This window comes from Corallococcus caeni (assembly GCF_036245865.1).
Classification (GTDB): Bacteria; Myxococcota; Myxococcia; order Myxococcales; family Myxococcaceae; genus Corallococcus; species Corallococcus caeni.
The window spans coordinates 409,778-433,547 of sequence record NZ_BTTW01000003.1; the positions used below are offsets into that span (position 1 = coordinate 409,778).

Consider the following 23,770-nt stretch of genomic DNA (forward strand, 5'->3'; position numbering starts at 1 on the left):
CTTCCGTCCGCTTGCCCTGGGGGAGGGCTGCGCATGAGCACCATTTCGAGTGCGGGTTCGTCGTCTGGCGTGTCACAGGTGAACACGACGTGGGAGCCGGAGCCGTATGTTCCGCCCCCGCCGCCGCCACCCCCGCCCGAGCCAAGGGATGCCTTCGTCGTGGCCGCTCCGCGCAGGGGGCCGGACCTCCTGGGCCATGGCTTCACGCCTCCGGCTTCTCCACAGGCAGCGGAGGTGTCGGCCACGCAGACAACGCAGGCCGTGGCGGACAGCGCGCCCACGGTGAACGTGGCGGAGGCGTGGACCCTGCTGACGCAGGGGTATTCGCAGGCGCGCAGCCTCACCGGCGCGGCGAACGCGGCGCTGCAGAAGGCTGCGGGCAACCCGGCGCTCCAGGCGAAGCTCATTGATTTGTTGCAGGCGACGCCCTCGCGCACGCTTGAGGACGCGCTGTCGAAGGACTTCGCCCACGGCGTGAAGGAGGCGGTGCCCAACCCGCCGCCCCGTCCCCCGGGCATCACCTCCGTGGGCACGCAGCGCGTGGCGGACTGCGCGCTGGAGGCGGTGGCGAGGCAGGGGAGCCCTTCGACGCTGAAGCCCGCGCTGGAGGCGGCGGCGAAGCAGGGCCACCTGCTGCCCGCGGACCGCGACGTGCTGGTGTCCTGCGTGGGCAGCCCGGCCGTGGACGCGAAGCTGGACTCGGCGGTGGCCGAGGTGCACGCCGCGGAGCTGGCGTACACGGCGGCCCTGGCCGAGCGTGACGCGCTGGAGCAGCGGCTGGCGGGCGACATCGCGTCCTTCGGGCCGTTCCTCACCGACAACCAGCAGCGCGCGTACATCGAGGAGTTCCGCAAGCTGCACGGGGGCGACTATGCCCGCTTCGACACGAAGGCGAAGACGCTGGAGACCGCGCTCGCGAAGAACGCACCCCAGCTGGAGCAGGCCCTGCGGGGGCCGGACGGCTCCGCGCACGCCCGGTCCATCCAGGCCGCGTACACCGCGCTGGCCCAGTCGAAGAGCGCGGGCGAGGCGCTCAAGTGGGCCGCGAAGATGGAGGCGCCCGGCTCCGCGTTCGCGCCCTTCATGGCGTCACTGCCGCTGGACACCGTGCGCGAGAAGGCCGTCTCCGGCGCGCTGGTGAGCTTCTACGAGAAGTTCCCGAAGGCCACGCCCACGCAGGCGGTGGACCACATCCAGCAGCTGCTGGTCGACGGGTACCTGTTGCAGCAGATGGGGGGCGCGAAGGCGGACGTCCAGGTCAACAACCTGCCGCAGGCGATGCGCACGGGGCTCGCGGGCCTGCGGGACCTGGCCGCGGGGAGGACCCAGGCGGGGTTGAACACGCTGAAGGGGCTGGAGTCCGGCTCGTCGCGGTGGGGCGCACCGTTCGCGGCGGCGGGGATCGTGCTGGGCATCCTCCAGTCGAATCAGTCCGCGAAGGCTCAGGATGCGCTGGGCACGCTGTGGGCGAAGACCTTCACGGCCCAGCAGGTCGCCAGCCTCACGAGCACCGCGCTGACCGCGGTGAACAAGTCCGGCGGCGCGCTGGTGGCCACGAGGGTCGCGGGAGGCCTGGGCGCCTTCGGCGCCGCGCTGGACCTGGTGGTGCAGGGGAAGGAGATCGCGGCGGGGCAGGGCAACGCGGGCACCGGCCTGTCCATCGCGGGGGACGTGATGGGCATCGTCGGCGGGGCCCTGGTCGCGGTGGGCTCCACGGGCGTGGGAGCCCCGCTGGCGGCGGTGGGCGCGGCGGTCTACATCATGGGCGAGCTGGTCAGCATGAGCATCCTGTCCCGGCAGGAGTACGAGGCCGCGGAGCAGCTGCGCTCGGAGCAGCGCACGTTGCTGAGCCGGGCCGGGGCGGACGCGGAGCAGGTCACCAACCTGGAGAAGTACTCGTCACCCGAGCAGGTGGAGTCACTGGTGAAGTCCACCGGGTGGACGCGGGACCAGGTGCTCGGCCTGGGCAAGACGTTCCCGGACTTCTTCGCCGGCGCGGCGTCGACGCTGCCCCAGCTGGACAAGGTGGCCAATGACTTCGGCCTCACGCCGGATCAGCGCTTTCGGATGCTCCTTGAGATTGGCTCGACCGGCGTCGCGAAGGCCAAGGGCAGCGCGGACGCGCTGAACAAGTTCGCGGAGGCCGTGCGCAACTACCCGAAGAACACCGTGGGCATCACGATGCCGCAGGGCCTGTCGAAGAAGGAGCAATGGATCCACTTCCTGCGGGAGATGGGCAACCGCACGGGCTCCTACGACGGCCTGGGTCCCCGCAACGCGGCCATCTTCCTGGAGCGGCTGAAGCGCTGACGCGGGCGCTCGCCGCCGCCCAGGTGCCGGCGCGGTTGCGCGGTGGCCGTCAGCGGGTCAGCGCCGTGGCGACGTGGAGGAGGGCTTCGAGCTTCTCCGCGTCCAGCTTGCGCGCGAGGTAGAGCAGGCGGCGCAACGCGGGGGCCTCGTCCTCACGCGCGCGTGGGCGCTGGCCCTTGCGGCCTCGCACCAGGGCGGTGAGGCCCAGCATGTCCTCCGGGGACACCCTCAGCTCCGTGCAGAGGCGGTAGAGCGTCGGGACGCTGGGCAGCATCTTCCCGCGCTCCAGGCGGCTGTAGACGGCGGAGAGGAGGCCGACGCGAGGGCCCACCTCCGCCTGGGTCAGGCCCTGCTCCTCGCGGGCGGCGCGGGCCGCCCTGCCGATGGTGATGGCCAGGTCTTCGTTCATGGACCCTATGTACTTCGCAGGGCCAGAACAGTGAACCCATCGCGGCGAGCGCACGAGGATGGATTCCCGGGCTTCTGGTGCTTCTGGTAGCTTGCGCGTCCCCGCTGGGAGGACGTCGCATGCGAGTGGCCCGAAGTCCCCGAGGGAGGACGCCATGAGGCCACCGCCCGCCATCCTGACGCCCGGGGCCGAGGTGCTGGGCTACACGGTGGAGCGCCAGCTGGGGCAGGGGGGCTTCGGCACGGTGTACCTCGCGCGCAACGCGGGGCAGTCCTTCGCCTTGAAGCTGCTGCACCTGCCGCGCGTGGGCGAGCGGGTGGAGCGCGAAGTCTCCATCCTCTTGAAGCTTCGCCACGCCAACGTCGTGGGCCTCCAGGGCTACGGCCTGTGGCCGCCGGGGGCGCCGCAATTCGCGGTCATCGTCATGGAGTACGTGGACGGACGCCGGCTGGACGTCTGGGCGGACGAGGAGAACCCCACGGCGCGGCAGGTGGCTCGCGTGGCGGTGGACGTGGCCCGGGCGCTGGCGGCTTCGCACGCGGCGGAGGTGCTTCACCGGGACGTGAAGGAGGCCAACGTCATGGTGCGGGCCTCGGACGGCCTGGCCAAGCTGGTGGACTTCGGCATCGGCGACTACGAGGGCGCGCGGGGGCTGACGCCGGACATCCTCCCGCCGGGGACACCGGAGTACCGCGCCCCGGAGGCGTGGCGGTTCTTCCGGCGGCACGCGCACTCGCCCGGAGCTCAGTACAGCGCGGGCCCCTCGGATGATTTGTGGGCGCTGGGCCTGGTCCTCTACGCGCTGCTGACGGCGCGCAAGCCTTTCGATGGGGCCGACGACGCCAGCTTCATCGAGGACGTCATGGCCCGCGAGCCAACGCCGCCCCACGAGGAGAATGCACGGGCGCCTCGAGCGCTGAGCGACGTGTGCATGCGACTCCTGGCGAAGACACCGGAGACGCGTACGTTGAGCGCCCTGGCCGCCGTGACGGAGCTGGAGCGGGCGCTGGCGGGTGCGGACACGGCGTGGGACGTGCCGCTCTGTGATGCCTTTGGCGAGGACACCGCGACGACGCAAGGGGGCCGGGACAGCATGGACCAGTGGCTGCGTGCGCTGATGCACCGTCCTCGTCGGGGCAAGCGGGCACCGCCGCCCGCTGCCGAAGCGGAGACGACGGCACCCGGGACCACCGTGAAGGCGGCGCCGCAACCGCGTCAACGCGCGCGGACCTGGGCGATGGTGGCGCTGGCCCTGGTGCTGATCGCGGCGCCGGCCACGCTGAGGCTTTGGACGTCGCGAGGCGCTGGAGTGGATCCCGCCCGTCAGGAAGTAGCGGCCTCTGGCAAGGCGCCTCAAGCTGACCACGCCGCGGCTCCCATCAGGCCGGAGGCCACCGCCGCGGCCGTCGCGCTCCCCGCGACGATCCAGGAGGACTCAGCCACCGTGACGACGCCGCCGAAAGACACGCAGCCCCTTCAGCTCCCCTCGAAGCCCGTGAAGACGGGCATGGGCGTCATGGCCCGTGCGGTGAGTACGGCGGCGGCCTGCACCGCGCTCGCGTGCCCGGGTCCGCAGGTGCGCCCGGCTCCGCCGCCAGAGCCGTGTCCGGTGGGCGCGGTGAAGGCCATGGAGAAGCGGGGGGTGGACATCGGAGACAAGCAGCCGGCGCTCTTCGCGAAGGGAAACGCTCGGATCATTTCCATTGGAGAGGGCCCGGTGGAAGTCCACCTCTTGGGTAGCTGGAAAGATCTGCCGGGCGGCTCCGTTTTGTCAGGGCGGACCATCGTGCGTGACCGTGTCTTTGCTCGCCTCACCTGGGCGACAACGGCAGAGGGAGACAGCTTCCCTGTTTGTTTTGATGTCCATGCCGAAGAGGGGCCGCGAGGGATGGCGCGAGAAGCAGGCGATGACTCCCCCTCCCGAGCGCGTATCTGGACGACTGCCTATGTGAAGGCGGTCACTGAGTTCGAGTAACGACTCCTACGGAAAGACTGTCGAGTGCCTTCTTCATCGCTTGTCGTTCTGCTGGGACTGCTTCTCGTTGGGAGTTCGGCGACTGCACAGCTGGAGATGTCGTCTTCAGTGCCAGGGGCAAGGCGCATCGAATTGAGCCCGGAGGAAGCTGGGAGCGCCAGTGAAGTGGTGGTCAGCCCGGGCCTTTCGACGGTGCTCCTCTTCGACTCAGAGCTGCAGCGCGAGAGCGTTGAACTGGAGAACCGCCACCGCTTTTCCCTGGTGGATGTGGGGCAGGCCACCCTCAAGCTCGTGCCTTCAGTGAGCGCCACGCCGGGCGAACGGTTCAAGCTGGTGGTGCGCTTTCGGGACGGTGCGGCGCCATCGAGCGCGGTGTTCCTGCTGAAGGTGCATCCGGCGAAGGCGGAGGCCACCATCGAAGTCTATCGGGCACAGCGGACGATCGAGACGTATCAGCAAGAAGCCCGGGATGCGCGCGCGGAGACCTTCCGTTGCCAGGAGGAGCTGGCGCGCCTGATATCCGAGCACAAGGCACCTGGTGGATTGACGGGCATCCTTTTCAATGGCGGATTGGATCCGAGCGGTGTGGCGGGGCAAATCCTGACCAAGGCTGTCGCGATAACGGCGGCCAACGGGCTCGGGGCATCCATCATCACCAGCTATCACTCCAGAAAGCTGGTGGCCGTGGATGTCTGGATTGATGTGAAGACTGGAACGCGACCGTGGACGGCGGAGGGTGCGACGCTCAAAGGCAGGCCAGGCGAGGAGTTGAAGATCCTGCGTGTGTGGCAATTAACGCCAATACCGCCAAACGGCCCAGGCGCGCGCGTGATTGTCGAGGCCGAGGCTCCGGCGGCTGCTGTCCAGGGTCCCTTCTCGCTCAAGCTCTGGGAGGCAGAAGGGCCCCGGAGCATCACGCTCGGCAACGTGACGTTCCCTTGAGCGCTCGCGGAAACAAACGGCATGTGTGTTATTGGAAATACATGAAGACACGCCTCGTAACACTCCTGGGCATCCTGGTCCTTTCCTCCTGCGCGAATCCTCCTGGAGCCAGCGGTGGCGCTCCGGACGCGGGAACGGGCGACTACGATCTCCCGTCCATCCCCTACACGGTGGACGCGGGTACCCCCATCGACGCGCTCCGTGAATCCTGGACGTTCGTGCCCGTTCCCGACGCCCACTGCGCGAACGGGACGTCCACGGGCATGGCCGTCAACCTCACGGACCGCTCCAAGCGGGTCGTCGTCTTCCTCGCGGGGGGTGGCGCGTGCTGGGAGGCCGCCGCTTGCGCGTTGGGCACGGCCACCCACATCACCGACACGATGGGCGCGGATCCGGTGCTGGCCGAGGCCCGCGCGCCGGAGCTCGCGGTGCTCTTCGACCGCGATGACGTCCGCAATCCCTTCCGCGACGCGAGCTTCGTCTACATCCCCTACTGCACCGGCGACCTCCACGCGGGTACCCGCGTCCAGACGTATGACTGGTTCGGCCCCAAGAAGGTCGAGCACGTTGGCGCCCGGAACATGGATGCGTACCTGCGCCGGCTCCAGCCGACCTTCCCCCAGGCCGACCGCGTCTGGCTCACCGGCATCAGCGCGGGCGGCTACGGGGCGACGTTCCATGCGTGGCGCGTGCAGAAGGCCCTGCCCTGGGCGCGGGTGGACGTGCTGAACGATTCGGGGCTCATCATCGACACAAAGGGGGATGGCCGCTACGGCACGATGCGCGCGAACTGGGGCATGGAGTTCCCTCCTGGCTGCACCGGGTGCGACACGGGCCTGTCGGCGGTGCTGGGCGCATCCGCGCGGCTGCTCACCACGCCCCGGCGCTACGGGATGCTCGGGTACCTCCAGGACGGCACCATCTCCCTCTACTTCGGACTGGAGGGCGCGCAGGTGCAGTCCGGCCTGGAGGCGGCCCGCGCTTCCGCGGCGCCGAACGTGAAGACCTTCTACCTGCCGGGCAACGCTCACGTGCTCCTGGCCCAACCGGACGCCGCGAACGGCGCGGGACTCACCGTGCGAGGGTGGATCCAAGAGTTCGCGGCGGAGGAGCCAGCCTGGGACCACGCCGGCCCCTGAGTTCACGGGCATGTCGCGGCCGGTCGACCTTCCACGCCACGTCCCAGGACACGACGACCTCGCCGGCCCCAACTCGCGCGTCGCCCCGGAGGCGCTCGTCCAGGCCGAGCAGTTCCCCGTCGGAGGCTCGCAGCATCACGCGCAGGGCCTGGAGGGTCGGCCTCGGGTGCAGGGTGCTGGGGATCGCCGGGGGCGTGGTGCGCCGGACCGAGAGACCGAATCCCGGGGACCGCCGCTGAACCCGGCGGCCCCCGGTAGAGAAATCCTTACCGCGCCGCCGGGCTGGGGCAGGTGCTGTAGCAGTCCTCACGCTCCGGCGCGCACTGGTCCGGCGTCGGGGAGTTGCGCAGGCAATAGGTGTAGGCGAGGTCGCACGCGTACTCGCACGGCGGCGGGCGCATGGCCTGCACCGGGCTGGCCACCCAGGGTTGGCACTTTTCGTAGCAGACGTTGCTCTCCGCCGCGCAGACGGCGTCCTGCTCGGGCGACGTCGACTGATTGAAGCAATCTTCATACTGTATGAGGCAGGTCCGCTCACACGGCGTCAGCGTCTGGGATTGAGATTCGATGCCGTGTGAGTGACAGGATTTGAACATCCCTCCCACACCTGAAGGCCTGATTCCTCGAAGCCTTCGTCCTCGGACCCACCCGGCACGCCGCCCGGGAAGTCGGAGCCCTCGCGCCGGCATCGGGCGGGCGACACCGGATCGGGCTCATGGCGTACGGTCTTTCTCAGGGCTACCCTGGCAAAAGGGACAGCTGGAACTTCTTCTGGCTGACGACCTCGATCTCCGGGGCTCGGGACTTGAGCTGTTCGAGCAGCTCCGTGTGCAGCTTCTTCCTGACGCTCTGGGGCTTGAGGAAGAGCCTTCTCGGGCTCAGGAACCGGATGAAGTCCACCAGCGGAGTCGCCTGTTCTTTCGGAACATCGGCATCCAGGATCAGCATCTCCAGCCTGGGGACAGCTGACGTGGTGTAGTCGGCATTGCAGGCGGAGCCGTTCGCGACAAGAAGGTTCTTCTCCCCGACCGTGATCAGGACGCCCGACTTCTGCGCGGGGAAGAGCGGTTGCTGGGTGAACTCAAGCAGGCGGAGGGTGACGCCTTCTCTGACAATCATGTGCTGCGGGTGGAGCCAATGAATCTTGCCCGCCAGGCTCGAATAGAACTCCTTCTGGCCCGGAAACCGGCATCGCCCCGCCCTGGCATCGTCGATGCGTTGCTCGAGATGTTGCTTGAATGATCGGGAGCACCAGATCTCCGCGGACGGTTTTTGAAGAAGCTTGATCCCGTTTTCCAGCTCATATGCCTCTCCGCTCAGCTGTGCCGGATCATGCTTTTGCGTCAGCGCACCACCCTCGAGAATGAAGATGGTGTCCGCCTCGGCCTCCTCTCGCACTTCTTCTTCTGTCATCGGGTTGAAGCAGTAGACCTGGCCGTCAATCTCCAGCCGCAAGTTGTTGTCAGGAATCACCTTGATGGAGGCTGTCGGCATGGCTGCGTCCCTGGGCAAGTCACCGCGGCGTCTCGTCCGGGAGGCCACCCGGGCATGGACGACGGGGATGATGTCCCAACTCCCACCAGCACATCACCGGATCAGAGTCGCTGACCCGGAAGGCAGCGACGGATGCGCTACGGCGAGCGCGAATGGAGCGTGAGCCATGGTCGTGAAGTAGGCTTCGCGCCCGCCATGCAGCTCGCCATCCCCCATGCTCCCCGCGCTGTCCGACTCGCCCAGGTGCCCGGGGCGGTGGCGCGGCTGGTGCGTGGGGTGGTGCTGGGCGTGGCGGTCATCGCCGTGCTGGGCCTGGGCGCTGGCTACCTGGGGCGCTACTTCGTGGAGGAGCAGCGCTTCACGTCCCGCGCGGAGCTCGTGGACGCTCGGGTGGGCGCGAGCCACGCGCCACCCCTGAACCAGCGCGAGGACGCGGAGGGCACGCTGGACGTCCTCTACACGTTCGCGGGCGAGGAGCACTCCGTGTCGGGGGTGCGCACGGACGCGGACCTCGCGGCGGGCCTGGGCCACGGCGCCCGGGTGCAGCTGCTGGTGGATCCCTCCCAGCCGGGACGCCCTCGCGAGGCGACCCATGCTCGGGCCCGGGCGGCCCGGGTGGGCCTCTTGCCCTGGGGCCTGGGGCTGGGCGCGCTGGTGGCGCTCACCGGCTTCGCGTGGGAGGTGCGGCGGCTGTGGCGCCGGGAGGTGGTGCCCCTGCGCCTGGGCGCGCTGGTGTGGCTCACCCCGGACGACGGCTATCTGCCGGAAGGGAAGGGCGAGGCGGTGTTCCCCGCGCACTTCTTCCGCCAGGACGTGAAACACTCCGTGCGTGCGCGCTGCCGTCCCCAGCGGGCCCCGGTGCGCAACGGCGGCAAGGTGCTGGCGGCCGTGGTGCCTGGCGAGCCGGGCTGGTGCCGCGTCATCGACGAGGAGCTGGCGCGGACGCTGGGCTGGGTGCGCTGACGGACGGGCAGGTGGGGTTGAAAAGTTGCTGGCCCCCAGAGGCCGTGTGACACACGCCTGTAGCTGCAACGTCCGGAGGCTTCCATGCGCGTACGCTTCTCCCACTTCGTGCTGCCCGTGCTGCTCTTCACGGCCCCGAGCGCCGTCGGAGCCAGCAAGCGCAACGAAGCCGAGGAGGCGTACCAGCAGGCCCGCCGCTCCTACTACGCGCTGAAGGACGACGCGTCCCGCCGCAAGCTGCGCCACCACTGGCTCAACGTGGTGCACCGCTTCGAGGCCGTGGCCACGCGCTTCCCCAAGAGCGACCGCGCCCCCGACGCCCTCTTCACCGCGGGCGACCTGCTCCAGGAGCTGAGCCGCATCTCCTTCGTGGAGGAGGACCTGCAGTCGGCCATCGCGGACTACTCGAAGCTGGTGGAGGCGCACCCGAAGCACCGGCTCGCGGACGACGCGGCGCTGGCGCTGGCGCGCATCCACGTCAACCGCCTGGACAAGCCGGAGGCGGCCCGGAAGATCCTCAACGAGTCGCTGGCCACCAACCCCAAGGGCGACCAGGGCAAGGAGCTCAAGGCGCTCCTGGCCTCGCTGCCCCCGCCCAGCCGGACGCCCCCCGCGAAGCCCACGGTGAAGCCGCTGCCCCCCGTGGTGAAGTCCACGCCGGACACCGCCGTCGCCGCCGCGAACCCCAGCTCGCCGCTGGTGGATGCGATCAGCAAGCTCGCCCGCGAGCCGTCCCCCGTGCTGCCCCGCCTGGATCCGAACGCCACTGCCTCCGGCACGGACAGCGCGAAGGACGCGGCGGCGAACATCGTGGACGCGCCCACCGTGGCCGATCGGGCCTCGGACGTGAAGGACGCCGCGAAGGCCGACACGAAGGCTCCGGAGGCGGTGGCGTCCTCGCACGGGACGCCGCAGCCCGAGAAGCCGGAGGCCCGCGTGGAGGTCCCGGCCGTGGCGTCGAAGGCGCCCGCGCTGGTGGAGACGGCCGCGAAGCCGACGCAGCCCGAGGTCGTGGCGTCGAAGCCGCCTCGCTCGGTGCCGCAGGTGTCGCCCGTGCCGGAGGCTCCGCGCCCGGTGACGGCGCCGGTGGATGCCCAGGTGGCGCAGGCGCGGCTCAAGGCCGTGGCGAAGCAGTCGCGCCACGCGGAGCTGACGCTGGCGGAGCAGTTGGGCCTGAAGGTGCGGCGCGTGGTCATCGACCCGGGCCACGGTGGCCACGACTCCGGCGCGGTGGGCAAGGCGGGGACGAAGGAGAAGGAGGTGGCGCTGGCCATCTCCAAGAAGGTCGCGGACGGCCTGCGGGAGAAGGGCCTGGAGGTGGTGCTCACCCGCGACGACGATACCTTCATCCGCCTGGAGGACCGCGCGAAGCTGGCCAACGAGGCGCACGGCGACCTGTTCATCTCGGTGCACTGCAACTCGGCGGCGACGCACAAGCTGCGCGGCATCGAGACGTACACGCTCAACACCTCCGCGGACCGCTACTCCATCCGCCTGGCCGCGCGTGAGAACGCGTCGTCCGAGAAGGGCATCAGCGACCTGCAGTTCATCCTGGCGGACCTGGCCACCAAGGCGAACACGGAGGAGTCGTCGCGGCTGGCGAACGCCGTGCAGCACAACCTGGTGACGGGCCTGTCCACCCGGTACGACGGCATCAAGGACCTGGGCCACAAGGAGGCGCTGTTCTACGTGCTCCTGGGCGCGAAGATGCCCGCCATCCTGGTGGAGACGTCCTTCCTGTCGCACGCGGAGGACGAGAAGCGCCTGGCGTCCGAGCGCTACCAGGACGAGGTGGCGAAGAACATCGTGCTGGGAGTGGAAGAGTTCCTCGGTGATCGCCGCCGCGTGGCCAAGGTAGACTGACGCTTTCGTCGTCAGTCCCCATGGCCGAGCAGTCCCCCCCGTCCAGTCCCAAGCCCGCGCAGGACCCCCACGCGCCCCCGTTCCAGACGGAGGCGGACCTGCGCGCGTGGCTGAGGGCCGAGGGGCTGGAGCACCTGACCCGCCTGAGCCTGGCGCTGCTCACCCCGCGCGTGGAGGCCGCGTACCTGCCGCAGGTGCGCGCCGTGATTTCACGCCGCCGGCTGGTGGAGGTGCTGGCACAGGACACGCTCGACCGCTGGACGGCGGAGGTGCTGCCCACGCCGCGCATGCGGGACCTGCTGCCGAAGCTCGCCTGGCGCTACGTGGAGGACGAGCGGCAGGGCGCCATCGAGGCGCGGGCCTCCGTCGCGCAGCGGCTCGCGCCCCCGCCCGACAAGCGCACGCACACGGTCCACGGGATGCTGCTCGCGTGGCGTGCCCGCGTGCCGCCGGGCATCGCGCCCCGTCCGGAGCGGGCGCTGTCGCTGGAGGCGCTGGTGGAGGAGCCGGACCTGCCGGGCTTCCGCCTCAAGGAGACGCGCATCTCCGAGGCGCCAGTGTCCCCGCCGGGCTCGGGCTTCATCCTGCCGGACGCGCGGCTGACGTTCAGTCCGTCGGGCGTGACGGTGGACTGCTCCTGCGGCGCGACGTTCTGCGTGCACCAGCTGGCGGCGGTGGACACCACGCTCCTGTGGCTCCGGCAGCGCTGGACGGAAGGCTTCGGCGAGACGCTGGAGGAGCTGGTGCGGCCCGCGTGGGCGCGGACGCTGCGCGCGCTGGAGCGGGCGGTGGAGGAGAGCCCGGGCGGGGGCGGGGGCGTGGAGATCTCCTGGCGCCTGGACGTCATCGAAGGCTACGGCGTGGAGGTCGCGCCGTACGTGCACCGGCGCACGAAGAAGGGCCAGCGCACGACGGGCGCGAAGGTCGGCCGGCGCAAGCTGCTCCAGGAGTACGGCTCGCAGCTGAGCCCCGCGGACTCGCGCATCGCCGCGCTGCTCACGGACAGCGCCGCGCCCGCGTCGCGCGCGCTGCTGTTCGAGCTGATCGACCATCCGCGTCTGTCATTGGAGGGCACGCAGGACATCCCCGTGCGCATCGAGCGCGAGAAGGTGGGCCTGGTCGCCGAGGACCGGGGCGGCACCGTGCTGGTGAACGCGGGCGTGGACGGCACCGTGCTGCCCGCGCCGCTCCTGGAGCGCGTGCGCAAGGCGAAGCCGGAGGACGCGGTGTTCCTCTGGGACGAGGGCGCGCACGTGCTCACCGTGCTGGACGTGAGCCCGGAGGTGCGCGCGCTGGCCACGGTGCTCCAGCGGCACGGCAACGCGTTTCCGCCGGAGAGCCACGGGGCATTGCTGGAGCAGCTGTCGAAGTTCTCCGTGCGCCTGCCGGTGGCCATGCCCCGCAGCGTGATGGGCGAGTCCATCGCGCCGCAGCAGCTCCCGGTGCTCCGGTTGGAGGGGCAGCCCGGGGGCGCGGTGCGGCTGGAGCTGCGGCTGCGCGCGATGCCGGACAGCGCCGCGTTCCTGCCGGGCGAGGGCCCTCGCGACGTGTACGTGCGGCGGGAGACGCGCTCCTTCCACGCGGTGCGCGACTTTGGCCGCGAGCTGACTGCGGCCGCGGCGCTCCAGGCCCGGCTGCCCTTGCAGACGGCGGAGCCGCAGGAGCTGCCGTTCTGCTTCCTCTTCCACAGCGCGCAGGGCGGGCTGGCGGTGCTGGCCGCGTGCGCGGAGATGGAGCCCCGGCCGGAGCTGGAGTGGGTGGGCACGTCCATGCGGCTCGTGCCGAAGCGGGGCGCGGGGGACCTGAAGGTCGTCCTGGAGCGCAAGCGCGAGTGGTTCGGCGTGCTGGGCAGCCTGTCCGTGGAGGGCGAGCGGGTGGAGCTGGCGCGCCTCCTGGACGCGGCCCGGCGCAAGGAGCGCTTCGTCCAGGTGGACGCGCGCACCTGGGTGGAGATCGAAGCGGCGCTGCGCGAGCAGTTGGAGAAGCTGGCGGATCACGCCTACCTGTCGCGCCACGGGCTGGAGGTGGGCCCGTCCGCGGCGGAGGCCCTGGCGGGGCTGGGCACCGCGGGCGCCATCATCGACGCGGACGCGTCCTGGAAGGCGCTGGTCGAGCGCATCTTCGCGGCGAAGGAGCTGAAGCCCCGGGTGCCCGCGACGCTCAAGACGGAGCTGCGCGACTACCAGCTCGAGGGCTTCCGCTGGCTCACGCGGCTGGCGTCGTGGAACGCGGGTGGGGTGCTGGCGGACGACATGGGCCTGGGCAAGACGGTGCAGGCCCTGGCCGTGCTGCTGGATCGCGCGAAGCAGGGGCCCGCGCTGGTGCTGGCGCCCACGTCCGTGGCCTTCAACTGGCGGGATGAAGCAAAGCGCTTCGCGCCGTCGCTCAAGGTGACGATCTTCTCCGACGCGGAGGACCGGGGCGGCACGCTGGAGCGGCTGGGGCCTCGCGACGTGCTGGTGCTCAGCTACGGCCTGCTGGTGCGGGACATCGAGCGGCTGGCCGCGCTGCGCTTCTCCACCATCGTCTTCGACGAGGCCCAGCAGCTGAAGAACGCGGCCACGCAGCGCTTCCGCGCGGCGAGGGCGCTCCAGGGCGACTTCAAGTTCGCGCTGTCCGGCACGCCGCTGGAGAACCACCTGGGCGAGCTATGGGCCCTCTTCGCCGTCGTCTTCCCGGGGCTGCTGGGCAGCCTGGAGGCGTTCCGCAACCGCTTCGCCGCGCCAATTGAGAAGCAGGTGGACCCCACGGCCGCGCCCGCGCTGGCCCGGGTGCTCCAGCCCTTCCTCCTGCGCCGCACCAAGTCCCAGGTGGAGGCGCAGCTGCCGCCGCGCACGGACGTGCACGTGCCCGTCGTGCTGTCGCCGCCGGAGTGGACGCTCTACGAGGACGCGCGCCTGGCGGCCCTGTCCGACCTGGAGACGCGCAGGTCGAAGATGAAGGACCAGGAGCGCCGCATCGAGGTGCTGGCGGCGCTGACGCGGCTGCGGCTGCTCGCGTCGCACCCGCGGCTGTACGACGAGGCGTCCAAGCTGGAGTCCTCCAAGCTGGAGCGCTTCCTGGAGCTCATCCAGGAACTGCGCGAGGAGGGCCACCGTGCACTGGTGTTCAGCCAGTTCACGTCCCACCTGGCGCTGGTGCGCGAGGTGCTGGACGCGCAGGGCATTGCCTACGAGTACCTGGATGGGCAGACACCCGCCGCGGCGCGTGCCGACCGCGTGCGAGCCTTCCAGGAGGGCGACGCGCCCCTGTTCTTGATTTCACTCAAGGCGGGTGGCTTCGGGCTCAACCTGACGGCCGCCACCAGCGTCATCCACCTGGACCCCTGGTGGAACCCGGCCGTGGAGGATCAGGCCTCCGATCGCGCGCACCGTATCGGCCAGCAGCGCCCGGTCACGGTCTACCGGCTGGTGTCGCGCGGGACGATCGAGGAGCAGATGCTCTCGCTCCATGAGCAGAAGCGGGCCCTGGTGGCCGGCGTGCTGGAGGGCAAGGACGCCGCCGCGCGCCTGTCCACCCAGGAGCTGCTGGGCCTGCTCGCGCGGCGGCTGCCGGACGTCGACGGACTGGATTCCGACGCTCCGAAGCACTGAACGCTCTTTCCGTGGTTTTTGACCGCGCCTTTCGTGCGCCTGAACAGGCACTGAACAGACTTTTAGCCAGTTCATTCATGACCCGGACTGAACAGTCGAGCAGTCCTGAGTTCCTGATCCGCCGTGCCTACATGAAACCCTGATCAGGTGAGCAGGGGGCGCCGTTTGTCGCCGAACATCCCGCGTCGGCGCCTGCGATCACCCACCGATCAGAATCGCCATGCCCACATGCTCATGATTTCAGTGGGTCGGCGACCACCCAAATGAAACATGTATCAATTAAATACATGTTTCATTTGCGATATTGCATGTAATCAAATGCAATCAATTGCATTTTGTGCATGTGTTTTAGTCATGAATCAGTGGAAAGAAGTGCCCGATCGGGCCGTTTCCGTGGCCCACGGCGAGCGGGTAGCGCAGGGCGGAGGTGACGTACTCCTTCGCCAGCCGAACGGCCTCCAGCGGTGGGGTGCCCAGCGCCAGCCGCGCGGCGATCGCGGCGGAGAGCGTGCAGCCGGTGCCGTGCGTGTTCGGCGTGTCCACGGGCGCGACGGACAGCGTCTCCATCCGCGTCCCGTCGAACCACACGTCCGTGCCGCGCAGCGCGCCCGGCATGCCGCCGCCCTTCACGAGCACCACGCGCGAGCCCAGGGCATGGATGCGCCGGGCCGCCTCGCGCATGTCCTCCAGCGTCTGGATGTCCATGCCCGCGAGCAGCTTCGCCTCGTGGCGGTTGGGCGTGAGGATCGCGGCCAGGGGCAGCATGCGCGCGCGCAGCGCACCCACCGCCTCATCGTCGATGAGCTGCGAGCCCGCGCGGGACACCATGACCGGGTCCACCACGATGGGGCCCAGCGACACGCGGGCGAGCTGATCCGCCACGGCCTCGATGAGCTCTCGCTGGGCGAGCATCCCCACCTTCACCGCGTCCACGCGCATGTCCGACGCCACGGCGTCCACCTGCGCGGTGACGGACTCAGGGGGCAGCAGGTCCACGCGCGTCACCCCGCGCGTGTTCTGCGCGGTGATGGCCGTCACGGCGCTGGTGCCGTGGACGCGGTGGAAGGAGAAGGTGCGGAGGTCGGCCTGGATGCCGGCGCCACCGCCGCTGTCCGAGCCGGCGATGGTGAGGGCGGTTGCGACAGGGAAGGGCTTCATGGGCGCGGCATCCTAGCCGCGGCCCGTCGCCACGGGCCCTGGAACTAGAACTGGTTCTGCCGGGCCTGGTCGAAGTCCACGCGGTGCTTCAGGTAGAGCGTGTCCAGCATGTGGTTGCTGATGGGGTTCAGGTTGCCGTCGGTGAAGCGGTGCACCACCGCGCCCTTGCCCGCGTCCTTGAGGAAGGCCAGCGGATCCACGTCGCCGCCCAGGCCCGTGAGCGTGGGCACCGGGTCCGCGTTGTTGACGTAGTGCACGTACTGGGGGCCGTTCGGGTACTTCGTGGACGCGGCGCCGAAGGTCTCCACCTCCAGGTGGCTCATCTTCGCCTCCACCTGCGCGGGGGACAGCCCGTCCTCCACACGCAGCCGCTTCGCCACGTCGTTCAGCGCGCGCGCCGTGATGAGCCCGCCCTGGCTGTAGCCCACGAGGTGCACGTCGCGGCCGGCCTTCAGCTCCGAGTAGAGCGTGTCCGCCAGCGTGTCCACGGCGGGGTTCTTGCCCTTGGCCAGCTTGTCCGTCACGCACTGGGCCAGGTCCTTCACCAGGCCCTCGGTCGCGTTGTGGATGCCCACCACCTTCGCGCCGGAGCTGTCCGCCAGCGCCTGCATCTCATGCAGCTGGCCGTCCGTCGGCGTCATGATGCCGTTGACGTAGAGGATCGTCTTGTCCGGGTTCGGGTTGTTCTTCGGCGTGACGCCCGGAACGTCGCCCAGCTTCGTCGTCGCCGGGAGCACCTTGCCGCCCGCGCCCACGAACATGCCGTCCTGCGCGCGGTCCGGCTTCGCGCCGCCGAAGAGGCTGGTGATCTCCCTCACCGTCGTGGCGTTGAAGACGTTCGCGCCCATCTCCACGAAGCGGGGGATGTCCTTGATGCCGCCCACCGCCGCGTCGATGAGACCGCCCAGCAGCGTGTTCTTCTGCGCCGGCGCGGCCTGCTCGAAGGAGGACTTCTGGAACGCGGGCTGGTGCGGCGCGGGCTTCTTCGCGAGCGGCTCCGCGGCCGTCTTCGCGGTGGAGGAGGGCACGGCGAGGGAACGGGTGCGGTCGATCGTGCTCATGAGAACCTCCAACCACCGGGGGAAGTGGGTCTGGGTAGGTTATCTGAAGCTGGCGGTGGAAGTTGCGTCCCCCCGCGTCATGGCTCTCAGCGCTTCACAACGTGGATGTTGAAGTCGCCGGTGCGCAGGGTGCCCCACAGGCGCAGCCACAGCGGGAGGAAGGCCTCGGTGCCACGCGCGGTGGTGATGTCCCCCAGGTCGATGACGTGCTTCCAGCCGAAGCCCTCCGTCAGGAGCTGCTTCACGCGGGCCTTCGCGTCCACGTCGTTGCCGGACACGAAGACGTCGTGGTCTCCGGGCACGCGCGAGGGCTCCACCATCACCTCGCAGTTCATCGTGTTGAGCGTCTTCACCACCTTCAGCGACGGGAAGGCGCGCTGGAGCTGCTCGCCCAGCGAGTCATCCGGGGGCGTGGAGAGCACCGGCGGCATCCCCTTGGTGAAGTCGAGCGGGTTGGACACGTCCACCAGCACCTTGCCGCGCAGGGCGTCCTCGCCCGCGGACTTCAGGACCTCCAGCGACGCATTGCCCAGCGTGCAGTTGAAGAGCAGCTCCGCGAACAGGGCGGCGTCCCGGAACGTGCCCTGCGACGCCTTTCCCCCGGCCTTCTTCACCCAGGCGGCCGCCTTCGCGTTGTCCGGCGTGCGCGAGCCCATGCGCACCTCATGGCCCAGCGCCACCAGCTTGCTGCCCAGCGTCTCACCCACCATGCCCGTGCCCAGGATCGCGATCTTCATGAGGACTCCCTTTCGTGTGGGGTGAACCCTAATCGTCAACCGGAGCGCCAGGCAGCACGTCCAGGTTGAACCATCGTCAACCCTGGGTTGACAATCCCGCCCCATGGACCTGTTCACGGGCGTGTTGCCGTTCCTCCACGTGGCGGAGGAGCGGAGCTTCCGGAAGGCGGCGGAGCGGCTGGGCGTCACCGTGGCGGCGGTGAGCAAGGCGGTGCGCAAGCTGGAGGAGGAGCTGGGCGCGAGGCTGCTGGAGCGCACCAGCCGGCAGGTGGCCCTCACGTCCGAGGGCACCGCCTTCCTGGAGCGGGCGCGCGAGGCCGTGGCGCAGATCCGCGCCGCGCGCGAGACGGTGGCCCAGGCGCACCGCGCCCCCAGTGGACCGCTCACGGTGTCCCTGCCGTTCATCCTGGGCCCCGTGCTGCTGCCCCGGCTGGCGCGGCTCCAGGCCCGGCACCCGCAACTCACGCTGCACGTGCGCATGAGCGACCGGCTGAGCAAGCTGGTGGAGGAGCAGGTGGACGTGGCCATCCGGCTGGGCGGGCTGGAGGACTCCAGCCTCGTGGCGCGGCGGCTGTTCTCCACGCGCTGGATGACGCTCGCGTCGCCGGCGTACCTGGCCCGGCACGGGACGCCGGACCATCCGTCGCGTTTGGAACGCCACGCGTGCCTGAAGTTCGTGGACCCGCGCGGCCTCACCCGCGAGTGGCACTTCCGGGAATCACCCGGCGGCGAGCCCGCGGTGGTGCGCACGCGCGCGGCCATCGACGTGGATCACGGCCCCGCGCTGCTGGACCTGGCCGCCGCGGGGGCCGGGCTCTGCCAGGTGCTGGACTTCATGAGCGACGCCCGGCTGCGCGAGGGCGCCCTGGTGGAGGTGCTGGCGGAGTACGCGGCGGAGGGGCCGCCGGTCCACGCGCTGTGCCTGCCGAGGCGCCAGTCCGTGCCCCGCGTCCGCGCGCTCCTCCAGCACCTGGTGGAGGAGCCGCGCGCCGTCACGGCGTGGTGAGCGGCACCTTCGCGTCGGGGAGGGCGCGCGCGCCTTCCGCTTCGGGCACGGAGACCTCCACTGGCGCCTCGTTGACCTCTTTGTAGAACCGCCGGCCGAAGATGACGCCCAGCACCAGCGACACCACCATGCCCACCGCGGAGACAGCCGTCATCACGGTGCGGCCCTGCGCGAGCCCGCTGCCGAACTGCGCGGTCAGGAAGGTGCCCGGGATGGTGCCCAGCACGACGCCCAGGACGGACGGCCAGAAGCGCGCGCCGCTGGCCGCGCCGGCGATCAGCATGATGTCCGTGGGGCACAGCGGGTTGAGGCACGCCAGGAACGTGAACTGGAAGTCGTGCCGCCGCGCCGCCTTCGCTATCGCCGGGTACTTGCTGCCACACAGCCGCTGCATGGGCCGCGTGCCCAGCTTGCGAGCAACGAAGTAGAGCAGGGTGGCGGACAGGAAGCTGCCCGTTAGTGAATAGAGGGTCGCGGCGAGGGTCCCGAACATCATCCCGCCGACCGCGGTGAGGACCTGCCCCGGCAGGAGCGTCAGCGGCCTCACGGCCAGGAAGGCCACGTAGGCCAGGGGGGCGTAGTCGCCCAGGGGGAGCAACAGCTCCCGGATGGTGCGCTGGTCGATGAAGTCCGGCCCCAACAGCCGGAGCATCACCAGCCCACCGATGGACACGACCATGGGCGCCAGGATGCGCAACCAGGTCTTCAGACCGCTGCTGCTCGCCAAGGAAACCTCCCCCATCGCCCACCAGACCCATGTGTCAGGCGCTGCGCACAAGGTGGGAACCGAGCAGGGAATCGGCAACGTGACGTGAATTGTTGTGAACAACGAGAGCGTCCTGCCGGGCAATCACCCGTCCCGTCCGGATGCCTAGCGACCCTGACAAGCGCGCGAAATCCTTGGGGATTATGCATGCAATGTCAGGAGAGAACGGCTGGCGGTGTACGGAGCTTGCTTGCATCGGGGCGCTTCCGTCCCAAGGTTTCAGGCAAGGGACACCAAGGCGCGGACGGGGTTGGGCAGTCACGAGAGGAGACACGGACATGTCGGACAAGGACAACAAGGGCAGCATGACGGTGGCTGAAGCGGGGCGTAAGGGCGGCGAGACTGTCCGCAACGAGCGCGGCCGCGAGTTCTACGAGACCATCGGCCGCAAGGGCGGCGCCACGGTGAAGGCCGAGCGCGGTCGCTCCTTCTACGAGGAGATCGGCCGCAAGGGCGGCGAGACCGTGAAGGCCGAGCGCGGCGCCAAGTTCTACGAGGAGATCGGCAAGAAGGGTGGCGATCGCGTCAAGGCCACCCGCGGTCCGAACTTCTACGAGGAGATTGGCCGCAAGGGCGGGCAGAAGGTCAAGAAGCTGATTGAGGAGGGCAAGCGCGCTGCTCGCGCCGCCATGGATGCCCAGGCCGGGGCCGCGCCCGCGGCCGAGGGCACCTCCGCTCCGGCCGCCACGCCGGAAGAGCCCGCTCAGCCGGGTGGCAACGAGTAACGGGGGACAGGATGCGCGGTCTTCCGGTATGACGGCCGCGTGTACCTGGTCATCACGTTCCTCGAGCAGGTGGAGACGACCGAGCGGGCGATCCGCCGGCTCCGGGAGTTCGGCATCCCGGAACCGCTGGTCATCCGGGCGCGCAGCGCCGCCGCGGCCTTGTCCGCGGAGGTGCCGGTGTTCGCCGGCCTGCGCAGCCTCGCGTTGGGCGCGGACGAGGACCGCGTCGTGCTCGTGAGCGTGCTGCCGGCCCTCCCGCAGGAGGAGATGGACCGCATGCTCCAGCGCGTGCAGCTGGAGATGGACGCGGACGACCCGCCCATGGGCCGCCTGGTGGCCCTGCCTGTCATGGCGGCGCCCACGCACCGGCGTTGATGACGCGCGGGGGCGCGCGGGTGTAAGCACGCTGCGTGCAAGCGCTGCTCGTCTTCCTCATCGTCGCGGCGTTGTCGCTGCTCGCGTCCAGCCGGTCGCTCCTGGATCCGGGCCGGTTCCCGGCGCTGGCGCAGCTGGCGGCCAGCGGCTTGCTGTTCCTCATCTTCGGAGCCCTGCTGGGCCCGTCCGTGCTGGGGGTGCTCAGCCCGCGCAACCTGGACTCGCTCCGCCCGTTGATGGCGCTGGGGCTGGGGACGGGGGGCGTGCTGTTGGGCCTCAACCTGGAGCCGCGCCTGCTGCGGCTGTTGCCCCGGCCCGTCTACGCGGCGGCGCTCGCGCACGCGGGCACGGCGTTCCTCTTCGTCGCGCTGCCGCTGTCCGTCCCGCTGCTCCTGTCCATGGGCCTGCGGCCCCTGGTGGCGGTGGGCGCGGCGGCGCTCCTGGGCGCGGCGGCGAGCCTGTCCTCCGGCCACTTCGCGGTGCTGGGCTACCGCAACGGGCGGCTGGAGCGCGCGCGCGGCCTGGGCGTGGCGCTGCTCACGATGATGGACGACGCGGTGGGCCTGGGCGTGCTCGCGCTGGGGCTGGTGCTGGGCGTCACCGGCAACGCGGCGGAAGGGCTGGGCCTCCTGGCGCTGGCGCTGCTGCTGGGCGTGGCGTGCGGCGCGCTCCTGGCGTTCCTCACGTATTCGCTGAAGGACCTGGCGGAGCAGACCACGGTGACGCTGGGCATGGTGGCGCTGGTGGGCGGCGCGGCGGCGTACCTGCGGCTGTCGTCGCTCCTGGCCGGCGTGGCGTGCGGCGCGACGCTGGCGCTCATGGGCGGGCGCACGGCGGAGCGGGTGTCGCGGGCGCTCTCGCGGGTCGAGCGGCCCACGTACCTGGTGCTGGTGTTCCTGGTGGGCAGTCAGATCCACGCGCGCGACCTGTCCGCGTGGGCGCTGTTGCCCGCGTTCGTGGGGCTGCGCTTCCTGGGCAAGGTGCTGGGCGGCACGTTCGCGCAGCGGCTCACGCAGGGCGTTTTGGACCTGCCGCCGCGCTTTGGCTACGCGCTCATCTCCCAGGGAGGCCTGGCGCTGTGCCTGGTGGCGGAGTACGTGATGCTGGTGCCGGGCTCGCTGTCGCAGCGGGTGCTGGACGTGGTGGCGGTGGGCGCGGTCGTCAACGAGATGCTCGCGCACGGGGCCTTCCGGCACGTGCTGGCCGCGGAGCCCCGGGCCACGCCCATGCGGGACACGCCCCCCACCGGTGACGCGGGGGTGGCCGCGTGAAGGGGTCCATCTTCCGGCTGCTGCTGCTCATGGTGCTGCTCGCGGCCATCACCCAGGCGCAGGCGGTGCGCGTGGACGCGGGCACACCCGTGCTGCTGGCGGCGGGCGCGCTGCTCTTGTGCGGCCTGTTCGCGGGCAAGGTGGCCAAGGGCCTGGGCCTGCCGCGGCTCACCGGCTACCTGCTGGTGGGCGTGGCGGTGGGGCCGTACGCGCTGGGCTTCATCCCGAACGCGGGCGTGAAGGGGCTGGAGCTGGTGAAGGGGCTGGCGGTGAGCCTCATCGCGCTCGTCGCGGGGACGGAGCTGCACCTGGGGCTCATCCGCCGGGTCGGCGCGCGCGTGGCGCTGCTCTGCGCGGCGGTGTGCGGGGTGACGTTCGCGGTGTGCTTCGGGGCCACGTTCGCGCTCAAGCCCGTGCTGCCGTTCCTGTCCCCCATGACGGTGCCGCAGGCGCTGGCGGTGAGCGCGCTCTTGTCCACGGTGGTGGTGTCGTTCTCTCCCACGGTGACCATCGCCATCGTGCAGGAGACGGCCGCGCGCGGCCCGTTCACGGAGTTCCTGATGGCGCTGGTCATCATCGGGGACCTGTTCGTGATGGTGGCCTTCGGCCTGGCGGCGGGCGTCACCCGCGCGACGTTCGGCAACGGCCTGGACCTGCCCGCGCTGGTGGGCGGGGTGGGGTGGGAGCTGTTCGGCTCCGTGGCGGTGGGGTGCCTGCTGGCGGTGGCGATGCTCCTGTACATGCGGGGCGTCAACCGCGAGCTGCCGCTGTTCCTCGTCGGCCTGTCGTTCGCGGCGGCGGAGGGCGGGGCGCGGCTGCACCTGTCGCCGCTGCTGGTGTCGCTGGCGGCCGGGGCGCTCATCGCCAACCTGGACGAGCGCGAGGGCCGGCGCATCCACCACGCCATCAACCAGGCGGGCCTGCCGGTGTTCGCGCTCTTCTTCGCCGCGGCGGGGGCGGGGCTGAAGCTGGACGCGCTGGTGACGGTGGGGCCGGCGGCGCTGCTGCTCGTGGCGCTGCGCGGCCTGGCCATCTGGGGCGCGTGCCGCAGGTTCGCGCCCGCGGAGGACCCGCGCTTGAAGCGCTACCTGTGGATGGGGCTCATCTCCCAGGCGGGCGTGACGTTCGGCCTGGCGGCGCTGGTGTCGCGCACCTTCCCGTCCTTCGGGCCGCAGGTGGAGGTGCTCATCGTCGCGATGATCACCGCGCACGAACTGGTGGGGCCGGTGCTCACGCGGCGCGCCCTGCTGGGCAGTGGCGAAATCCGTGCGGAAGAGGCGGGCGGCGGCGCATAGTGGGGGCAACACCCCTCATCGGGTGGCCTCTGCCCAGGAGCTCCCCCCATGCCCGCCGCCGCCGCTCCCATCCTCGAGGTGGACGTGGATCATCCCTCGCCCCGCCAGGTCGCACGGGCGGTGGAGGTGCTGGAGAAGGGCGGCGTCATCGCCTATCCCACGGACACGTACTACGGGCTCGGCTGTGATTTGAATTCCAAGAAAGCAATTGAGCGGCTGTACCAGCTCAAGGGCCGCGACCGGAAGAAGCCGCTGTCGCTCTTGTGCCCGGACCTGTCGGACGTGGCCCGCTACGCGCACGTGAGCAACTTCGCCTACCGCGCCATGAAGGGCCTCACCCCCGGCGCCTTCACCTTCATCCTGGAGGCCACGCGCCTGGTGCCGGAGGTGATGATGACCAAGCAGAAGCAGGTGGGCCTGCGCGTGCCGGACGCCGCCCTGCCCAGGGAGCTGGCGAAGGCGCTCGGCCGCCCGCTCATCACCACCTCCGCGACCCACACGGACGGTACGGTCCTCTCGGACGCGCGGGACATCAAGACGGCGCTGGGCCATGGCCTGGACCTGATTCTTGACGGTGGCGTGACATTGAACGAGCCGTCCACGGTGGTTTCACTCATAGGCGATACGCTTGAAGTCCTGAGGCAGGGCAAGGGTAGTCTGGAGGCCTGAAATCCTTTCCAGAGGGGGA

Annotated in this window: 20 protein-coding genes; 13 read left to right on the forward strand and 7 right to left on the reverse strand. The window is 70.4% G+C overall.

Annotated elements, in window-relative coordinates:
- The first annotated feature begins 33 nt into the window (after nucleotides 1-33).
- Nucleotides 34-2,310 carry a hypothetical protein gene (locus AABA78_RS15960; protein WP_338263932.1) on the forward strand — a complete coding sequence of 759 codons (2,277 nt, stop codon included), beginning with the start codon at nucleotides 34-36 and terminating at the stop codon, nucleotides 2,308-2,310.
- A gap of 49 nt (nucleotides 2,311-2,359) precedes the next feature.
- Here the strand turns inward: AABA78_RS15960 and AABA78_RS15965 are convergent, their stop codons facing one another.
- The gene (locus tag AABA78_RS15965; RefSeq protein ID WP_338263933.1) at nucleotides 2,360-2,719 is read right to left on the reverse strand and encodes a helix-turn-helix transcriptional regulator; all 360 of its coding nucleotides are present in this window, start codon (nucleotides 2,717-2,719) and stop codon (nucleotides 2,360-2,362) included.
- 154 nt (nucleotides 2,720-2,873) lie between these two features.
- Between AABA78_RS15965 and AABA78_RS15970 the strand changes: the two genes are divergently transcribed.
- The 3 genes from AABA78_RS15970 to AABA78_RS15980 are packed head-to-tail and all read left to right on the forward strand — an operon-like array spanning nucleotide 2,874 to nucleotide 6,775.
- Nucleotides 2,874-4,694, forward strand: coding sequence for a protein kinase domain-containing protein (locus AABA78_RS15970; RefSeq protein WP_338263934.1), 1,821 nt, complete (start codon nucleotides 2,874-2,876; stop codon nucleotides 4,692-4,694).
- Between the two features lie 24 nt (nucleotides 4,695-4,718).
- Nucleotides 4,719-5,636: a DUF2381 family protein gene (locus tag AABA78_RS15975; protein WP_338263935.1), complete on the forward strand. Its 918-nt coding sequence runs from the start codon at nucleotides 4,719-4,721 to the stop codon at nucleotides 5,634-5,636.
- Nucleotides 5,637-5,677: 41 nt separating this feature from the next.
- On the forward strand, nucleotides 5,678-6,775 hold the full coding sequence (locus AABA78_RS15980) for a pectin acetylesterase-family hydrolase (RefSeq protein ID WP_338263936.1): 1,098 nt from the start codon (nucleotides 5,678-5,680) through the stop codon (nucleotides 6,773-6,775).
- Between the two features lie 266 nt (nucleotides 6,776-7,041).
- On the opposite strand, the gene AABA78_RS15985 is transcribed toward AABA78_RS15980, so the two are convergent.
- Nucleotides 7,042-7,197, reverse strand: a complete 156-nt coding sequence (locus AABA78_RS15985) for a hypothetical protein (protein WP_338263937.1) — start codon at nucleotides 7,195-7,197, stop codon at nucleotides 7,042-7,044.
- 316 nt (nucleotides 7,198-7,513) lie between these two features.
- Nucleotides 7,514-8,269: a hypothetical protein gene (locus AABA78_RS15990; RefSeq protein ID WP_338263938.1), complete on the reverse strand. Its 756-nt coding sequence runs from the start codon at nucleotides 8,267-8,269 to the stop codon at nucleotides 7,514-7,516.
- Between the two features lie 195 nt (nucleotides 8,270-8,464).
- On the opposite strand from AABA78_RS15990, the gene AABA78_RS15995 reads away from it, so the two are divergent.
- The 3 genes from AABA78_RS15995 (at nucleotide 8,465) to AABA78_RS16005 (ending at nucleotide 14,688) form a co-directional block, all read left to right on the forward strand.
- Nucleotides 8,465-9,232 carry a DUF3592 domain-containing protein gene (locus AABA78_RS15995; RefSeq protein ID WP_338264295.1) on the forward strand — a complete coding sequence of 256 codons (768 nt, stop codon included), beginning with the start codon at nucleotides 8,465-8,467 and terminating at the stop codon, nucleotides 9,230-9,232.
- 84 nt (nucleotides 9,233-9,316) lie between these two features.
- Nucleotides 9,317-11,095: an N-acetylmuramoyl-L-alanine amidase gene (locus tag AABA78_RS16000; RefSeq protein WP_338263939.1), complete on the forward strand. Its 1,779-nt coding sequence runs from the start codon at nucleotides 9,317-9,319 to the stop codon at nucleotides 11,093-11,095.
- Nucleotides 11,096-11,115: 20 nt separating this feature from the next.
- The gene (locus AABA78_RS16005; protein WP_338263940.1) at nucleotides 11,116-14,688 is read left to right on the forward strand and encodes a DEAD/DEAH box helicase; all 3,573 of its coding nucleotides are present in this window, start codon (nucleotides 11,116-11,118) and stop codon (nucleotides 14,686-14,688) included.
- Nucleotides 14,689-15,036: 348 nt separating this feature from the next.
- Here the strand turns inward: AABA78_RS16005 and thiD are convergent, their stop codons facing one another.
- The 3 genes from thiD to AABA78_RS16020 all read right to left on the reverse strand — a co-directional run bounded on the left by thiD (nucleotide 15,037) and on the right by AABA78_RS16020 (nucleotide 17,644).
- Nucleotides 15,037-15,846 (reverse strand): bifunctional hydroxymethylpyrimidine kinase/phosphomethylpyrimidine kinase, encoded by an 810-nt coding sequence (thiD, locus tag AABA78_RS16010; protein ID WP_338263941.1) that lies wholly within the window; start codon nucleotides 15,844-15,846, stop codon nucleotides 15,037-15,039.
- Between the two features lie 44 nt (nucleotides 15,847-15,890).
- Nucleotides 15,891-16,907, reverse strand: a complete 1,017-nt coding sequence (locus AABA78_RS16015) for an alpha/beta fold hydrolase (RefSeq protein ID WP_338263942.1) — start codon at nucleotides 16,905-16,907, stop codon at nucleotides 15,891-15,893.
- Between the two features lie 86 nt (nucleotides 16,908-16,993).
- A complete protein-coding gene (locus tag AABA78_RS16020; protein ID WP_338263943.1) occupies nucleotides 16,994-17,644 on the reverse strand; it encodes an NADPH-dependent F420 reductase in 651 nt (216 codons plus the stop codon).
- Nucleotides 17,645-17,747: 103 nt separating this feature from the next.
- On the opposite strand from AABA78_RS16020, the gene AABA78_RS16025 reads away from it, so the two are divergent.
- Nucleotides 17,748-18,650, forward strand: coding sequence for a LysR family transcriptional regulator (locus AABA78_RS16025; RefSeq protein WP_338263944.1), 903 nt, complete (start codon nucleotides 17,748-17,750; stop codon nucleotides 18,648-18,650).
- Here AABA78_RS16025 and AABA78_RS16030 read toward each other — a convergent pair.
- Nucleotides 18,637-19,377: a TVP38/TMEM64 family protein gene (locus AABA78_RS16030; protein WP_338263945.1), complete on the reverse strand. Its 741-nt coding sequence runs from the start codon at nucleotides 19,375-19,377 to the stop codon at nucleotides 18,637-18,639. The genes AABA78_RS16025 and AABA78_RS16030 overlap by 14 nt on opposite strands.
- A gap of 317 nt (nucleotides 19,378-19,694) precedes the next feature.
- Here AABA78_RS16030 and AABA78_RS16035 point away from each other — a divergent pair, with 317 nt between their 5' ends.
- Genes AABA78_RS16035 through AABA78_RS16055 form a run of 5 tightly spaced genes read left to right on the forward strand, consistent with a single transcriptional unit; the run spans nucleotide 19,695 to nucleotide 23,751 of the window.
- Nucleotides 19,695-20,141 (forward strand): general stress protein, encoded by a 447-nt coding sequence (locus tag AABA78_RS16035; protein WP_171418432.1) that lies wholly within the window; start codon nucleotides 19,695-19,697, stop codon nucleotides 20,139-20,141.
- Nucleotides 20,142-20,180: 39 nt separating this feature from the next.
- Nucleotides 20,181-20,516: a hypothetical protein gene (locus AABA78_RS16040; protein WP_120524190.1), complete on the forward strand. Its 336-nt coding sequence runs from the start codon at nucleotides 20,181-20,183 to the stop codon at nucleotides 20,514-20,516.
- A gap of 35 nt (nucleotides 20,517-20,551) precedes the next feature.
- The gene (locus tag AABA78_RS16045) at nucleotides 20,552-21,787 is read left to right on the forward strand and encodes a sodium:proton exchanger (RefSeq protein ID WP_338263946.1); all 1,236 of its coding nucleotides are present in this window, start codon (nucleotides 20,552-20,554) and stop codon (nucleotides 21,785-21,787) included.
- A 29-nt stretch (nucleotides 21,788-21,816) separates the two neighbouring features.
- Nucleotides 21,817-23,082: a cation:proton antiporter gene (locus AABA78_RS16050; RefSeq protein WP_370469468.1), complete on the forward strand. Its 1,266-nt coding sequence runs from the start codon at nucleotides 21,817-21,819 to the stop codon at nucleotides 23,080-23,082.
- Nucleotides 23,083-23,130: 48 nt separating this feature from the next.
- A complete protein-coding gene (locus tag AABA78_RS16055) occupies nucleotides 23,131-23,751 on the forward strand; it encodes an L-threonylcarbamoyladenylate synthase (protein ID WP_338263948.1) in 621 nt (206 codons plus the stop codon).
- The last annotated feature ends 19 nt before the right edge of the window (nucleotides 23,752-23,770 follow it).

Coding starts and splice junctions, on each gene's coding strand:
- thiD (WP_338263941.1), bottom strand. CDS start 15,846: ATGAAGCCCTTCCCTGTCGCAACCGCCCTCACCATCGCCGGCTCGGAC.
- AABA78_RS15965 (WP_338263933.1), bottom strand. CDS start 2,719: ATGAACGAAGACCTGGCCATCACCATCGGCAGGGCGGCCCGCGCCGCC.
- AABA78_RS15995 (WP_338264295.1), top strand. CDS start 8,465: ATGCAGCTCGCCATCCCCCATGCTCCCCGCGCTGTCCGACTCGCCCAG.
- AABA78_RS16035 (WP_171418432.1), top strand. CDS start 19,695: ATGTCGGACAAGGACAACAAGGGCAGCATGACGGTGGCTGAAGCGGGG.
- AABA78_RS15960 (WP_338263932.1), top strand. CDS start 34: ATGAGCACCATTTCGAGTGCGGGTTCGTCGTCTGGCGTGTCACAGGTG.
- AABA78_RS16005 (WP_338263940.1), top strand. CDS start 11,116: ATGGCCGAGCAGTCCCCCCCGTCCAGTCCCAAGCCCGCGCAGGACCCC.
- AABA78_RS16055 (WP_338263948.1), top strand. CDS start 23,131: ATGCCCGCCGCCGCCGCTCCCATCCTCGAGGTGGACGTGGATCATCCC.
- AABA78_RS16025 (WP_338263944.1), top strand. CDS start 17,748: ATGGACCTGTTCACGGGCGTGTTGCCGTTCCTCCACGTGGCGGAGGAG.
- AABA78_RS16050 (WP_370469468.1), top strand. CDS start 21,817: ATGGTGCTGCTCGCGGCCATCACCCAGGCGCAGGCGGTGCGCGTGGAC.
- AABA78_RS16015 (WP_338263942.1), bottom strand. CDS start 16,907: ATGAGCACGATCGACCGCACCCGTTCCCTCGCCGTGCCCTCCTCCACC.
- AABA78_RS15990 (WP_338263938.1), bottom strand. CDS start 8,269: ATGCCGACAGCCTCCATCAAGGTGATTCCTGACAACAACTTGCGGCTG.
- AABA78_RS16020 (WP_338263943.1), bottom strand. CDS start 17,644: ATGAAGATCGCGATCCTGGGCACGGGCATGGTGGGTGAGACGCTGGGC.
- AABA78_RS16000 (WP_338263939.1), top strand. CDS start 9,317: ATGCGCGTACGCTTCTCCCACTTCGTGCTGCCCGTGCTGCTCTTCACG.
- AABA78_RS15970 (WP_338263934.1), top strand. CDS start 2,874: ATGAGGCCACCGCCCGCCATCCTGACGCCCGGGGCCGAGGTGCTGGGC.
- AABA78_RS15980 (WP_338263936.1), top strand. CDS start 5,678: ATGAAGACACGCCTCGTAACACTCCTGGGCATCCTGGTCCTTTCCTCC.